Below are 13,818 nucleotides of genomic sequence, written 5' to 3'. Positions count from 1 at the left end.
ATGGAAAGATTAGGGTACTGCTCCTGCTTGTAAAAGCGTTACCCAGTCCCCATCTTCATACAAGTAGACGCTATTGTCAGACGTGGCGAGTAAGAGACGTCCCTCTTTAATGGCGAGTTCAAGCGGGAGCGCTCCCGCTTCTAAGTCAGGTAACGGAAGGACCGTCTCTCCTTCATCCTTTTGTAAGACGAGTTTATAAACAGACGCTTCGCGTACGTAGGCGAGTGTCGTGTCGTCTTTCGCGGCAAGAAGGATGTGCTCGTCTGTAATCCATGCTTCGAACGTATCGCCCCCATCATCTGAGACGAGCATCCCGTTCGGACCGTACACATACACACGTCGCGGTTCACTGGAGTCGGCGAGAAGACCGGCAATCCCGTGTCGAGCCGTCCCTTCCATCTTCATCGGGTCAAACGTCTCACCTTTGTCGAGGGAACGATAAAAGCCCGGTCGTAACTCACTTGTCGGTTCTTCTAGATAGACGTATAGACTTTCGGAACGATACCCCACGCTCATATGATGAAAATCCGCTTCCCCTTCGAGCGAGCGGATTTCGAGCGTCTCTCCTCGGTCGGTACCGCGGACGACACCGAGCGGATTTTTATATGCGGATTGCGGTTCAGGGTGCCCGCTCGCATAAAATCCATCTTCGACGAGCTCAAAACCCATATAATCATGTCGGTTTGACATGAGCTCATACCAGCCGTCCTCACGATACTCCATCAACCCATGGTGCGTCGCTACGACTGGACGGGCATCTTCCTGCCAAAACCCGGCACCATGGATGTGCGTGATCGCCGCGTCGGCTTTGACTTGTTGCCAATTGTCGGTCTCATTTTGTGGTGACGCTTGTTCCACCTCGGCTTCTGGCGCCTCCGGTTCAGGTGTCATTTCATTCGAAGGCGTGCTCGCGCAAGCGGTTAATAATACGGTCGCCAAAAGAACTGACAGACTCAACGTTTTCTTCATGTGTTTTTTCCTCCATCTTCAGCATCGTTCTCAGTGTACCGTCTAAAGATGAAAGAATTGTTAAATTCGAAGCGTCCGGGCATTGAGCGCCACGATGATTGTGCTCAAACTCATCAACACCGCACCGATGGCTGGTGACAGTAGGATGCCAAACGGGGCAAGGACGCCGGCTGCTAACGGAATGGCGAGGATGTTGTATCCTGCTGCCCACCAAAGGTTTTGAACCATCTTGTTATACGTTCGACGCGACAGCTCAAGAATGTTCAACACGTCTTTCGGATTGCTTCGAACGAGGACGATATCCGCCGTCTCGACAGCCACATCGGTTCCGCTGCCGATCGCGATGCCGACGTCTGCTTGCGCCAACGCGGGTGCATCATTGATTCCATCTCCCACCATCGCCACTTTACTACCGTCGGCTTGAACCGTCTGGACTTGACGGGATTTGTCGTCTGGCAAGACTTCGGCATAGACTTCATCCATTTGAAGCTGTGACGCTACCCAGTTCGCTACTTTTTCATTGTCTCCTGTCAACATGATGGAGCGGATGCCCCGATCGTGTAACGCTCGAATCGTCTCACGCGCCTCATCGCGCACGATGTCCGCTAAGGCAATCATGCCAATGAATTGGTCATCTTTTAAAATAAACACAACCGTCTTCCCGGCAGCCGACCATCGCTCAAACGTTTCTTCCGGGAGCGGTTCTCCAGCATCACGCATATAGCGAGGGCTGACGACTTGGATTTTCTCGTCGTTCACGAAGCCTTCAAGTCCGATGCCGGTCATGGAACGGAACGCGTCCACTTCGAACAACGGTAACGATCGATGGGTTGCCTCACGCACGATGCCTTTCGCGAGCGGATGTTGCGAAGCGCTTTCGACTGATGCCGCAAAACGTAACACGTCTTCTTCCGTATTAGGTGCCATCGATTCGATATCCGTCACACCAAAATCCCCTTGCGTCAACGTTCCCGTCTTGTCGAAAATGACGGCATCCAAGTGACGTGCTTCTTCAAATTGGGTGCGATTGCGAATGAGCAGGCCACGCTTCGCCGATATACTTGTCGAGACCGCCACGACGAGCGGTGCCGCCAACCCAAGTGCATGAGGACATGAGATGACCATGACCGTGACCATCCGCTCGACGGCAGTGCCAACCGGATAGCCAAGCGCAATCCAAACGAAGAAAGTGAATAATCCGGCACCGATTGCGATATAAAAAAGATATTTTGCCGCACGGTTGGCAAGGTTTTGTGTGCGCGACTTCGACTGTTGCGCTTCATGTACCAACTCAATGACTTTGGACAAGTACGTCCCTTCACCCGTCCCTGTCGTCCGAATCGTCACGCTTCCCTCCTGATTGATGGAACCCGCAATCACAGGATGCCCCGGTTCTTTCTCAATCGGCAAGGACTCCCCGGTCAGCATTGATTCGTCGATGGTCGTTCGTCCTTTGACCACTTCCCCGTCGACCGGGATTTGTTCGCCTGGTTTAACTAAAATCAAATCTCCTGCTTTCACGTCTGCCACTGGTATATCTTCAGCACCTTCATCATTCACGCGGTGGGCTACGCTCGGCAGAAGTCGGACAAGTTGTTGAAGTGCATTCGACGCACCCATCACGGACTTCATCTCTACCCAATGCCCGAGCAACATGATGACAATCAACGTCGCTAACTCCCAAAAGAAGTCGTGCCCATGCCCGTATCCAACGACGACGGCCACGCTATAAACATACGCAACGCTAATGGCGAGTCCGATCAACAGCATCATGCCCGGGTTTCTATCTCGTAATTCAACGAGGCTTCCTTTCAAGAACGGTCCGCCTCCATACAGATAAACAATGGTCGATAGGATAAACAAAAGGGGTTTCTCATAGGCGAATGTGAGTTCAAATCCCGCCCACTGTTGGATCATGTCTGACAATATGACAATGGGCACCGTTAACACGAGCGATACATAAAATCGACGTTTATACATTCCAATCATGTGATCATGACCGGTTTCGTCTGAATGACGTCTATCCGCTTCCTTGTGAGAAGAATGCATATGGTCATGATGGTCCATGTCGATCACCTCCTATATACCATATACCCCTATACAGTATATGAAACTCAATTTTTTGATTTAACAAATATTTCATAAACGAGTGCTATAAAGAGAGTACAGTCACTTAATGATGCGTGTCTAAACGTGGAGTGCAGCTTGTTTCACCAAATGATTGACAATCTTTTTATGCAGGAGGAATTCACATGAGACTAAACAATAAAATCACGGCGTTGACGATGACGCTTGCCTTAAGCGCCGGACTCGCCGCTTGCGGTACGAACGATCAAACGATGGACGACATGCCTAACGAATCGATGAGTGAGATGGATCATGGCGAGATGGACATGTCCGGTTCTGGTGAAGTCCCGACTGATCTCCAAGAAGCTGAAAACCCGACGTTCAAAGTCGGCGATCAAGCAATCATCACGGAGGCACATATGCCTGGAATGGAGGGAGCCGAGGCGACCATCGTCGGCGCCTACGATACAGTCGTCTATAGCATCTCGTATGATCCCATGCATGGCGGTGAACGCGTACGTGACCATAAATGGATCATTCACGAAGAGATCGTTGACGCAAAAGCCGACGCTTACGAGCCGGGTGACGAAGTGACGGTCGATGCTGAACATATGAGGGGGATGGGCGGTGCCACTGCCACAATCGACTCGGCTGAAGAGACGACTGTTTACATGGTCGATTTCGAGCTCGACAGCGGGGAGCGCGTGACGAACCACAAATGGGTGACGGAAGACGAGCTTTCTGCAAACTAAAGGAACGTCGCACAATCTATAAAACAATCAGAAAGAACCTGTCCGAGTTAGATAGGTTCTTTTTAGGATGTCAATATATTTTTTTGAAATATAAATGAAATATTAAATTATATTTTTGATGGTAAAATTTCTTTATAAGGTTGCTAATGTCGCATTGTACCACTTTCTAACAGCGAAGGGATTTACATAATCATGAAAAAGAAATTAATGACAATTACATTAAGCGTACTACTTACCATCGGTCTAATCACCCCTGCCTCGACACCGGTCGAAGCATCCACATACTATAAAGCGGTCGTGACGACGAACAATTTGAACGTCCGCTCCGGCCCTGGAACGACGTATCCTGTCGTCGCAACCGTCAATACGGGTCAAACGTTCTCGGCTCAAAGCACGACGGCCGCCTGGACAAAAATCAATTACAACGGCACGTCTCGCTACGTCTCGAGCTCATTCCTTAAGCCTTACACGAGCACGACGCTCCAAACGACGTCAGCGGCGACGCTCCTCATGCCGACAAAAGGCACATTGACGCAAAAGTACGGTCCGGCGAGCGGCATTTACGGCTACACGTTCCATAACGGCATCGACCTCGCCGCAGCGAAAGGTACACCGGTCCAGGCTGCTTCTGGCGGTCAGGTCATCGTCGCCCGTAACGCCGGTGCCTACGGGAACCACATTATGATCACCCATCAAATCAATGGTCAGTCGTATACGACCGTCTACGCCCACCTCGACCGTTTGAACGTCGTCCAAGGACAGACCGTCTTACGCGGTGCGACGATCGGAACGGTCGGGAACACTGGCAACTCGTTCGGTAGCCACCTTCACTTCGAAGTCCATAAGTCGCCGTACGTCTACAGCAGTAGCGCGCCAGCGAATAGCCTTAACCCTTATAACTTCTTTTGACCCTTCCCCCCATCCTCCATCGGATGGGGGTTTTTTCGTGTGATTTTTCTGCCATTTACGATTCACATAGGTCATTTGGTGGAATTGAAACATGTATTCTATATATTTTTTATCATTTCACTTTGTCCCGCCCAAGTTTGCATCGTTTTCAATAGGACTTTGTGTCAGCTATGGGCGTTAGACAAGTTAACGTATAATAAGAGTAGGTATTTACATATCTTTTGTATTCATATTCCTGAACCTATAGATAACCTATAGATGAAATTCAAATGTAAGACGAAGGGAGGTTAAGTTTACGATGAAACGAAAGGCTTACTTTTCGGCACGCCGTCGCCACGGTCATTCAAATCTACAACGATCTCATCGTAACATCCGCCATTCCACCGTTCGAACCATCCCTATCGCTTCCATTGTCAATGAAGCACAAGATGCTGTCTGTTATATCGACTTCACATGTCATCATCTCTATTCGAACGATCATTTACGTGAACTCTGTCCGTCGATGCCGACCCGACGCTTCAGTAGCATGGAGGCGCTGTCGGCGTTCTTTCTTGAAAAGTTTGAACAGAACGGTGCGGATCTGGACGTCGTCAAACTTCTCTGGCAAGAGCTGCTCGACAAACGCTTCACCGAGCGTCCACAAATGGACGCCCGACGCATTCAAGTCGGGGAGCGCATTTTGCAACTGATCTTTAATTTTATGACGACACCACGGGGTGTGTTCATTATGTGGCGTGACGACACGGAAGCGATTCGCTTTGAAGAACAAAAAGACGCGTTCTTGGCCGAACTGTCGCACGACTTCCGTACGCCACTCACAGCAATTACCGGCTATGCCGAACTGCTCACCTATCGTCATACCGATGATGAGAAGACGCATGCGATGCTGAAGCTCGTGAAACAAGAAGCCGAACGACTCGAACGCCTCGTTGACAACTTCCTCGATTACCAGCGGGTCTCTTATTCAGAAGAGCTCCTCAATCGAGAGACATTCGAACTGAAACCGGTGCTCGAAACGATTGTCGCGAGTTACGACACGACTTCCATGCAGCATCGCATCGTCTTGACCGCGAACGACGATGTAACGCTCAACGCCGATCAAGACAAATTGTTGCAACTCATCCATAATCTGATGGGGAATGCCATTAAATACTCCCCCGACGGTGGCACAATCAAAATTCATGTCACCGACGAAGACGGTACGCTCGTCTTATCCGTTACAGATTCTGGAATCGGGATTCCGGAAGAAGCACTCCCTCATATTTTTGACGAATACTATCGCGTCGATTCCGATGCCCATCGTCCAATTAAAGGGACGGGATTAGGACTTCGCATCTGTAAGCGTATTGCTGAAGCACACGGTTGGGCCATTCAGGCCGATTCCGTGTATGGGGAAGGGACGACGTTCTCGATTTATTTCTATCCGGCGTCCGTAACCGAGACGCTCCCGCCCCCAGAACGAGAAGTATACGAATGATTGACCTTCGTCCATCAAAAAATGATGAGCGAAGGTTTTTTCTTTATTTAAAAGAAAACGGTTTCTTCTCGCTACAAAAGAGGAACATCACTATCACGTGTGCTTTTACTTATATAAATATGAAAGGAGTCATCACAGTGATTTTCATACGCACTACATACATATCGTCAACCAATTCAATCAAGGAAGGGGTTTTACTATGAAAAGAGGAGTCGGCATTGGACTCGTTGTCTTGTTGATTGCTGCGCTTGGCGGCCTCGTCTGGTGGATGCAAGGTGGGCAAGAGCAGGCCTCTAACACTGCGAACTCGGATGAGAAAGTGACGCTCGACTTTTGGTCATTTTGGGGGTCTGAAACGAGACGCCCGATTATTGAACAGATGATTTCAGACTTCAACGAATCGCAAGACGAGATTTTCGTGAAACATACGTTTATCCCGTTCGGTGACATTTGGACGAAAGAACTCGCTGCTGTCGCTTCGAAAAATCAAAACGCGATTCCGGACGTCGTCGTCGGGGATATTAACGCCATCAAGCTACGCGGGCAAAAGCAACAAGTCGAACCGCTAAATAACTTGGTCGATGTGAACGCGTTACAAGGGGTCATGCACCCGGAGGCGTGGGACGCCGTGCAATATGAGAACGAAACGTATGCGGTGCCGTTCACGATGGACACACGTCTCTTGTTTTACAACAAGAAAATGTTAGAAGAGGCCGGGTACACCGAGCCGCCACAAACGTGGGCCGATTTGACCGAGATGAGCGAGAAGATCACGGTCAAACAAGGCAATACATTTGAAAAAGTCGGCTTCTATCCCCTCTTCGGTGTCGGGACCGACGTCTGGCTCATCAATGCCGACGGACGGAACTACATCACGAAAGATGGCGAGGTCACGATTAACACGCCAGAAGACCGCGAAGCGTTAGAGTGGATCAACGAATTCACAGACAAGATGGGCCGCAAAGAAATCGATGCGTTCAAAGCCGAGTTCGGTGAGCAACAAGCGAACCCGTTCTTGTCTGAAAAAGTGGCGATGTACGTCGATGTCGCCACGTTCTACACGCAAATCCGAGACTATGGTGACCACCTTGACTACGGGGTCGTCCCGCTCCCAGAACGAGAAGAAGGTAGCGGACATTACAGCTGGAGCGGCGGCTTCGCCCTCGAAATCCCGAAAGGGGCGAAACACCCGAAAGAAGCCGCAACATTTATCGAGTACATGGCCGGCAAAGAAGCGCAAATGTATTGGGCGGAGAAAAACTTCGACCAAGTCGCGAACCAAGAAGCAGGTCGCGCGGTAGCCGATCAACTCGAGGACAAAGAGAAGGAAGTGTATGAAGTGGCACTCACGGCCATGGAAAACACTCTTTTGACCCCTGTCCCGGTCGAGGTGCCTGATTTGGTCAGCCTCGTGAGCCCGGAACTCGAGCAAGCGACGCTCGGAAAGAAAACACCTGAACAAGCACTCCAAGCAGCCGAACAAAAAGTAAAAGCTGCCAAGGAGGGAGCACAGTGAAGAACCCGCTCCGCCGTGCCGACACTTGGCAAGGCTATCTCTTCATTATGCCCTGGCTCATCGGATTCGCCGTCTTAACGGCGGGTCCGATGCTGTTTTCGCTCGCGGCGAGTTTCACCGACTATGATATGACGTCCCGGATGAATTTCATCGGCATCGTCAACTATACGACGATGTTCACAAAAGATGACCTGTTTTGGGTCTCACTTTATAACACGTTCTTTTTTGTCATTTGGAGCGTGCCGCTCACGACGGTCGGGGCGATGATTTTGGCCCTCTTACTCAATAAAGGCATCCCGGGCCAGCGCGTGTTCCGCACCATTTTCTATTTGCCGGCCGTCTTGTCTGGCGTCGGCGTCTACTTATTATGGATGCAGATGTTATCCCCGTCATCCGGTCTCGTGAACACGATGCTCGGATTTATCGGCATCGACGGTCCCGCGTGGCTCGCCGACCCGAACTGGACAAAGCCGGCCCTCATTTTAATGAAGATGTGGTCGGTCGGTGGAAGCATGCTGTTTTATCTCGCCTCGCTCCAGAGTGTACCGAAGACGCTATATGAGGTCGGGGCACTCGAAGGAGCGAATTGGTGGCACCGCTTCCGCTACATCACGTTCCCGCTCATCACACCGGTCGTCTTTTTTGATTTAATCACGAGCACAATCGGTGCATTCCAAATCTTCTCGGAAGCGTACGTCATGAGTGAAGGTGGGAACGGCGGGCCGGTCAACTCGCTCTTGTTCTACAATTTGCGCATTTGGAATCAGGCGTTTGAGGTGTATAACATGGGGTATGCGATGTCGATGACGTGGTTCTTGTTCGTGATCGTCCTCTTGCTGACGCTTTTCAATTTCAAATTCGCGAAAAAATGGGTGTATTATGAGGGGGATCGCCGATGAAATCGTTACGCGGAAGTAACTTAGTCGTGTTTCTGTTGCTCTGCCTCGGCAGCGTCCTAATTTTATTGCCGCTCTGGTGGATGATCTCGACGTCGTTGAAACCGATGGCGGAAATCCTCCAGTTTCCTCCGACGTTCTTCCCGGACGACTGGCAGTTCAGCAACTATTTAAAAACGTGGCAAGCCGCCCCATTCACGCTTTATTTAGTGAATACATTGTTCATCACACTTCTCGTCGTCATCGGCAACGTGCTCGTGAACGCATTTGTTGCCTATGGTTTCGCGAAAATTCAATTTCCGGGACGCAATGTATGGTTCGTCATTTTGCTGTCGACGATGATGATTCCCGGCTTCGTCACGCTCGTACCCCAATATATCTTGTTCTCTCGGCTCGGTTGGTTGAATACGTATTTGCCACTCATCGTGCCGGCGTTTTTCGGTAGTGCGTTCTTTATCTTTTTGCTCCGCCAGTTCTATTTACGCATCCCGAACGAACTGATTGAAGCGGCACGAATGGACGGGGCTAGCCATTTCTACATTTGGTGGCACATTATGCTTCCGTTATCCAAACCCATCCTTGCGACCGTCGCCATCTTCTCGTTCAACGGGGCTTGGAACGACTTTCTTGGACCGCTCTTATATTTGAACGACGAGACGAAGTATACGCTCCAACTTGGACTTCAAGTGTTCAAGAGTGAGGCGAACACGCAGTGGAATCTATTGATGGCCGGGTCGCTGATCGTGCTCTTGCCCGTCATCGTCCTCTTCTTCATCTTCCAGAAGTACTTTATCGAAGGAATGGATTTGTCGAGCGGTGGGAAAGGGTAAGTAGAAAGGATGATTGAGATGAAACGACAACGTGGATTTTTAGCCTTACCCGTCGCCATCGCCTTCATTGTCATCTTTGGCCTGTTATTTAATAACTGGTGGCTCGGCCTCGGTGTCGGGATTGCGATGTTCTTCGCCTTCCAAGGGACGAAAAAGAAAGCCTGACGTAAAAAAGAACCGCATCGCTTACACGATGTGGTTCTTCATCTCAAAGACCGCTTAACGGGCGGTCTTTTTCATGTAAATGCGCGCTTCATGTGGAAACAATCGCGTCTCGTCGTTCTTTACGTTCTGCAGCACGAGCGTGCCCCCTTCCACATCGATCGGAATGTCACGCGGTTCATCCGAATGGTTTAAGACAATCGTAAAGCGCATACCGTCAAGTTCGCGGACGTAGGCGTGCAAGAATTCATCCTCTGGCAACAAGTCTTCAAACGTACCGTAAATGAGCGCGTCATGCGACTTCCGCAACTGAATCAATTGTTGGTAGTAGCGGAAAACCGAATCGTCCCGCTCGAGGTCGGTGGCCACGTTCAATTCATGGTAATTTGGGTTGACCGTCATCCACGGCACTCCCGTCGTAAAGCCTGCTTGCGGCTCGTCTGTCCACTGCATCGGTGTGCGGGAGTTGTCGCGGCTGAGTAGCTGCAGACTCGCGAGCACCGCTTTCGGGTCACGCCCATTCCCCACTTCTTCGGTGTACCGGTTTCGCATGGCGATGTCTTGATAGTCGTCAATCGAGTCGAACGTCACGCCGGTCATGCCAATTTCTTCCCCTTGATAAATGTACGGCATGCCGGGGAGCGTATGCGTGAGTGTCGCGAGCAACTTCGCCGAAGCGACGCGATGTTCCTTGTCATTGCCGTACCGGGTCACTTGGCGCGTGTGATCGTGGTTGTTCAAGAATTGTGAGTTCCATCCCCGTCCGTTCAAGCCTTCATACCAATCGCGCTGAATCGCTTTAAAGCGGAGCATGTCCCACGTCGGCATCTCGTCGGCGATTTGGAAGTGGAACAACGTGTCGAGCTCGCGGCGTGCCTCATCGACATACAACAGTCCTTCCGCCGGCGTCACGAACGGAATTTCCCCGACCGTCATGCAGTCATAGTGCTGGAGCACTTCCTCGTGCATCTCTTGAAGATAGTCGTGAATCCCCGGATTGTTCGCTAAATAGCTGAGATCGTATGGATTGGCCACATCCGATAAGTCTTTCCGCTTAGCGAGCAGGTTGATGACGTCCATGCGGAATCCGTCGATGCCTTTGTCGAGCCAAAACCGCATCATGCGATAAATCTCTCGGCGCAGCGCCTCATTTTCCCAGTTCAAATCGGGTTGCTCGACCGCGAACGAGTGATAGTAGTATTGCCCACTCTGCGAATCAAGCTCCCAACACGACGGGGCGAAGTAGGAGCGCCAATTGTTCGGCGCCCCGCCGTCCACAGGGTCGTGCCAAATATAATAGTCGCGCTTCGGTGCGTCTTTCGATGCCTTCGCCTCTAAAAACCACGGGTGTTCGTCTGACGTATGGTTGACGACGAGGTCGAGGATGACTTTCAGGCCGATCGCGTGGGCTTCATCGAGCAACCGTTCGAAGTCTTCCATCGTCCCCGCCTTCTCCATGACGCGATAATAGTCGGCGATGTCATAGCCGTTGTCCCGGTCCGGCGAGACGTAGAACGGGTTCAACCAGACGACGTCCGCTCCGAGTTCCTTGATATACGGAAGCTTTTGTCGCACCCCTTCCAAATCCCCATATCCGTCCCCGTTCGTATCGAGAAAGCTCCGCCAATATACTTGATAGACGACCGCTTCTTTCCACCATGTTCGGTTCATCTCGTTTCCTCCTTCATAAGAAAGGCCTCGAGCGACCACTCGAGGCTTCGTTTTTCAAATCCGTGTCAAGATGTTGTCGAGCGTGAGCCCCGTCGTGTCTGTGAACACGACGTCCGCTTCCGTCAACACCGCCGGGTCACCGATGCCGACGGCGTACATGCCGGCCGCATGAATCGCTTCGACTCCCGCCACCGCATCCTCGACGCCGATACAATCTTTTGGCTCGACGCCAAGCGCCTCAGCCGCCTTTAAGAATACTTCTGGATGTGGTTTCGACTCGGCGACGGTCGCCGCATCGACAATATGGTCAAACTGGTCGAGGAGACCGAGCTGACGCGTCACCATATGGGCGTTCTTTGAAGCGGACGCCATGCCCACTTTATAGCCGGCTTGTATGATTTCACTTAGGAACGCTTCAACCCCAGGTAAAATGTCCGCATGGGTGATGTTCGAAATGAGCGACACATAGTGTTCATTCTTCTTCGTGGCGAGTTGTTCCTTCTCTTCCACTGAAAAATCGTGCTCACGGCCGCCGAGACGAAGAATGCGTTCGAGCGACTCGGTACGGCTTACCCCTTTGAGCGTCTCGTTGAACTCGCGGTCGAACGGGATATCGAGCTCTTCTCCGAGTGCTTTCCAGGCCAAGTAGTGATATTCCGCGCTGTCCGTGATGACACCGTCTAAGTCAAAGATAAAAGCTTTCATATGATCTCTCCTTATTTGTCCCCACCGATACGTAACCCTTGCATGAAGTACTTATTCAGCAAGATATACAAGATGATGATTGGGATGATACTGACGACCGAGGCCGCCATGATGTAGTTCCATTGCGTTGCATTTTGACTTTGGAACGACTGGAGCCCGAGCGTGAGCGTGTACTTCTCTGGCGACGTGATATAGAGAAGCGGTTTTAAAAATTCATTCCAAAAACCGAGGAAGACGAAGACGGCTTGCGTCGCGACAGAGGCTTTCGCCATCGGGAAAACGATGCGCCAAAACGTCTGGAATCGGTTGAGCCCGTCGACTTGCGCGGCTTCTTCGACTTCACGCGGGAAGTTGATGAAGAACTGACGCATCAAGAAGATGTAGGCGAAGTTGATCGCTCCGGGTACGATGAGCGCCGCGTACGTATCCAAAATCCCGAGCGAGCGCATAATCAAGTAGTTCGGGATGAGCAAGATTTGTCCCGGTACCATCATGACGGCGAGAATCAACAGGAACAAGTAGTTCCGCCCCGGGAAACGGAGGCGCGCAAGCGAATATCCCGCCATCGTGTTGAAGATGACGTTCACAATCGTCCCGACCGTCGCGATGAAGAACGAGTTCATAATCCAGCGTGGGAATAACGGATCGTTCGTGAAGATGTGTTGGTAGTTGGCAAGCGTTGGATTTTCCGGCCAAAGCGTCAGCCCCCCAGCGACAATCTCGCTATACGGCTTGAACGAGGCGAGCACTGCCCAAAGGAATGGGTACAGCGTGATGAGCGCGTATGACACGAGAATGACATAGAGCAAGACGCGCGGCCATTTTCTTTTTTTCATAGTCCATTCCTCCTTAGTAGTTCGACTCTTCCTTGTTCAAGCGACGGGCAATCATCGACACGGTGAAGATGATGAGCGTCAAAATGATGGCGAGCGCCGAGGCGTATCCCATCGTCCCGATCGTCTGGAACGCGTATTGGTAGATAATGAGCGAGAACGTGAGCGTCGCATTGTTCGGACCACCTGTTCCGCCCGAGATGATATACGCTTGGTCGAACAATTGGAAACATCCGATGATGCCCATCAAGAGAACGTAGTTCGTCACCGGCGTTAAGTTCGGCACGGTAATTTTCATGAGCTTCTGCCAGGCGTTCGCCCCGTCCAAGGACGCCGCCTCATAGAGCGAGTGTGGGATGTCTTGGAGTCCCGCCAAGTAAATCGTCATAAAGAACGGCACGGTCGACCAGATGTTCATGACCATAATCGTCGCGAGCGCGAAATCGGTCTCGTTGATGAAGTTGACCGGCGCCTCCAGCAGACCTATGTTGACGAGCAAGTTGTTGATCGGTCCGTTCAAACTGAAGAGGAACATGAAAATCATCGTGAGCGCCGAACTCGACGTGAGCGTCGGCAAGAAGTAAATCGTCCGGAACGTGTTTTGGAACCGGATGCCCGAGTTGAGGACAGCTGCCATAAGGAGCGCGACCGCCGTCTGAATCGGGACGACGAAGAGCGCGTAGCGGAACGTATTGTTCAGTGCCGCCCATACCCGGTCATCGTTCCAGGCGTTCACGTAGTTTGTGAAGCCGACCCATTGAAAGTCGATGCCCCCGAACAAGTTGACACGTGTGAACGACAAAAAGAGCGAATAGAAGATCGGAAGCAATGTGAACGTGAACAATAGAATGAGTGTCGGCAACATGAACGTGACGCCTTGCAGGGCCTCCCGACGATTTCGTTCGCTCCCTTTTCCGTTTTTCGGACTCGGGGCTTGTGCGGCCGCGTCCGTGCGACGGTTAATCTCGAGTTGTGTGCCCATAGGACCCTTCCTTTCCGAACAAAAGTAGGCTCGCGGTGTCACGCGAGCC

13 protein-coding genes are annotated in these 13,818 nt (G+C 51.3%); 7 read left to right on the top strand and 6 right to left on the bottom strand.

The genetic code is table 11. From position 1 onward, the window contains the following. Nucleotides 1–9: 9 nt before the first annotated feature. Nucleotides 10–969, bottom strand: a complete 960-nt coding sequence (locus KNP92_RS01635) for a F510_1955 family glycosylhydrolase (protein WP_214835955.1) — start codon at nucleotides 967–969, stop codon at nucleotides 10–12. Nucleotides 970–1,029: 60 nt separating this feature from the next. Continuing rightward, a complete protein-coding gene (locus KNP92_RS01630; RefSeq protein ID WP_214835950.1) occupies nucleotides 1,030–3,036 on the bottom strand; it encodes a copper-translocating P-type ATPase in 2,007 nt (668 codons plus the stop codon). A 185-nt stretch (nucleotides 3,037–3,221) separates the two neighbouring features. Between KNP92_RS01630 and KNP92_RS01625 the strand changes: the two genes are divergently transcribed. The 7 genes from KNP92_RS01625 to KNP92_RS01595 all read left to right on the top strand — a co-directional run bounded on the left by KNP92_RS01625 (nucleotide 3,222) and on the right by KNP92_RS01595 (nucleotide 9,581). Further along, the gene (locus KNP92_RS01625) at nucleotides 3,222–3,788 is read left to right on the top strand and encodes a YdhK family protein (RefSeq protein WP_214835947.1); all 567 of its coding nucleotides are present in this window, start codon (nucleotides 3,222–3,224) and stop codon (nucleotides 3,786–3,788) included. A 207-nt stretch (nucleotides 3,789–3,995) separates the two neighbouring features. Next, a complete protein-coding gene (locus KNP92_RS01620) occupies nucleotides 3,996–4,697 on the top strand; it encodes a peptidoglycan DD-metalloendopeptidase family protein (protein ID WP_251136358.1) in 702 nt (233 codons plus the stop codon). Nucleotides 4,698–4,995: 298 nt separating this feature from the next. Then, nucleotides 4,996–6,174, top strand: a complete 1,179-nt coding sequence (locus KNP92_RS01615) for a sensor histidine kinase (RefSeq protein WP_214835941.1) — start codon at nucleotides 4,996–4,998, stop codon at nucleotides 6,172–6,174. Nucleotides 6,175–6,373: 199 nt separating this feature from the next. Then, on the top strand, nucleotides 6,374–7,690 hold the full coding sequence (locus tag KNP92_RS01610; protein WP_214835939.1) for an ABC transporter substrate-binding protein: 1,317 nt from the start codon (nucleotides 6,374–6,376) through the stop codon (nucleotides 7,688–7,690). After that, entirely contained in the window at nucleotides 7,687–8,589 is a 903-nt protein-coding gene (locus tag KNP92_RS01605) for a carbohydrate ABC transporter permease (RefSeq protein ID WP_260564071.1), read from the top strand. The genes KNP92_RS01610 and KNP92_RS01605 overlap by 4 nt, the downstream gene beginning before the upstream one ends. Further along, a complete protein-coding gene (locus KNP92_RS01600) occupies nucleotides 8,586–9,416 on the top strand; it encodes a carbohydrate ABC transporter permease (RefSeq protein ID WP_214835937.1) in 831 nt (276 codons plus the stop codon). Before KNP92_RS01605 ends, KNP92_RS01600 begins: the two co-directional genes overlap by 4 nt. Before the next feature lie 18 nt (nucleotides 9,417–9,434). Beyond that, nucleotides 9,435–9,581, top strand: a complete 147-nt coding sequence (locus tag KNP92_RS01595; protein ID WP_214840336.1) for a hypothetical protein — start codon at nucleotides 9,435–9,437, stop codon at nucleotides 9,579–9,581. Between the two features lie 54 nt (nucleotides 9,582–9,635). On the opposite strand, the gene KNP92_RS01590 is transcribed toward KNP92_RS01595, so the two are convergent. The 4 genes from KNP92_RS01590 to KNP92_RS01575 are packed head-to-tail and all read right to left on the bottom strand — an operon-like array spanning nucleotide 9,636 to nucleotide 13,769. After that, nucleotides 9,636–11,249, bottom strand: coding sequence for a glycoside hydrolase family 13 protein (locus KNP92_RS01590; protein WP_214835934.1), 1,614 nt, complete (start codon nucleotides 11,247–11,249; stop codon nucleotides 9,636–9,638). Nucleotides 11,250–11,303: 54 nt separating this feature from the next. Continuing rightward, complete coding sequence (pgmB, locus tag KNP92_RS01585; protein ID WP_214835930.1) at nucleotides 11,304–11,954, bottom strand: beta-phosphoglucomutase; 651 nt, start codon at nucleotides 11,952–11,954, stop codon at nucleotides 11,304–11,306. Nucleotides 11,955–11,965: 11 nt separating this feature from the next. Further along, nucleotides 11,966–12,790, bottom strand: coding sequence for a carbohydrate ABC transporter permease (locus tag KNP92_RS01580; RefSeq protein ID WP_034807278.1), 825 nt, complete (start codon nucleotides 12,788–12,790; stop codon nucleotides 11,966–11,968). A 13-nt stretch (nucleotides 12,791–12,803) separates the two neighbouring features. Next, nucleotides 12,804–13,769 carry a carbohydrate ABC transporter permease gene (locus KNP92_RS01575; protein ID WP_214835927.1) on the bottom strand — a complete coding sequence of 322 codons (966 nt, stop codon included), beginning with the start codon at nucleotides 13,767–13,769 and terminating at the stop codon, nucleotides 12,804–12,806. Nucleotides 13,770–13,818: the final 49 nt, after the last annotated feature.

The sequence above is a fragment of the Exiguobacterium sp. s122 genome (genome assembly GCF_018618475.1).
Classification (GTDB): Bacteria; Bacillota; Bacilli; order Exiguobacteriales; family Exiguobacteriaceae; genus Exiguobacterium; species Exiguobacterium himgiriensis.
This window is presented reverse-complemented; position numbering and strand designations above follow the sequence as displayed.

Bases quoted from the DNA above. Each gene is read 5' to 3' on its own strand.
- KNP92_RS01580 (WP_034807278.1), bottom strand. From the start codon at position 12,790: ATGAAAAAAAGAAAATGGCCGCGCGTCTTGCTCTATGTCATTCTCGTG.
- KNP92_RS01630 (WP_214835950.1), bottom strand. From the start codon at position 3,036: ATGGACCATCATGACCATATGCATTCTTCTCACAAGGAAGCGGATAGA.
- KNP92_RS01615 (WP_214835941.1), top strand. From the start codon at position 4,996: ATGAAACGAAAGGCTTACTTTTCGGCACGCCGTCGCCACGGTCATTCA.
- KNP92_RS01575 (WP_214835927.1), bottom strand. From the start codon at position 13,769: ATGGGCACACAACTCGAGATTAACCGTCGCACGGACGCGGCCGCACAA.
- KNP92_RS01590 (WP_214835934.1), bottom strand. From the start codon at position 11,249: ATGAACCGAACATGGTGGAAAGAAGCGGTCGTCTATCAAGTATATTGG.
- KNP92_RS01595 (WP_214840336.1), top strand. From the start codon at position 9,435: ATGAAACGACAACGTGGATTTTTAGCCTTACCCGTCGCCATCGCCTTC.
- KNP92_RS01635 (WP_214835955.1), bottom strand. From the start codon at position 969: ATGAAGAAAACGTTGAGTCTGTCAGTTCTTTTGGCGACCGTATTATTA.
- KNP92_RS01625 (WP_214835947.1), top strand. From the start codon at position 3,222: ATGAGACTAAACAATAAAATCACGGCGTTGACGATGACGCTTGCCTTA.
- KNP92_RS01620 (WP_251136358.1), top strand. From the start codon at position 3,996: ATGACAATTACATTAAGCGTACTACTTACCATCGGTCTAATCACCCCT.
- KNP92_RS01600 (WP_214835937.1), top strand. From the start codon at position 8,586: ATGAAATCGTTACGCGGAAGTAACTTAGTCGTGTTTCTGTTGCTCTGC.
- KNP92_RS01610 (WP_214835939.1), top strand. From the start codon at position 6,374: ATGAAAAGAGGAGTCGGCATTGGACTCGTTGTCTTGTTGATTGCTGCG.
- pgmB (WP_214835930.1), bottom strand. From the start codon at position 11,954: ATGAAAGCTTTTATCTTTGACTTAGACGGTGTCATCACGGACAGCGCG.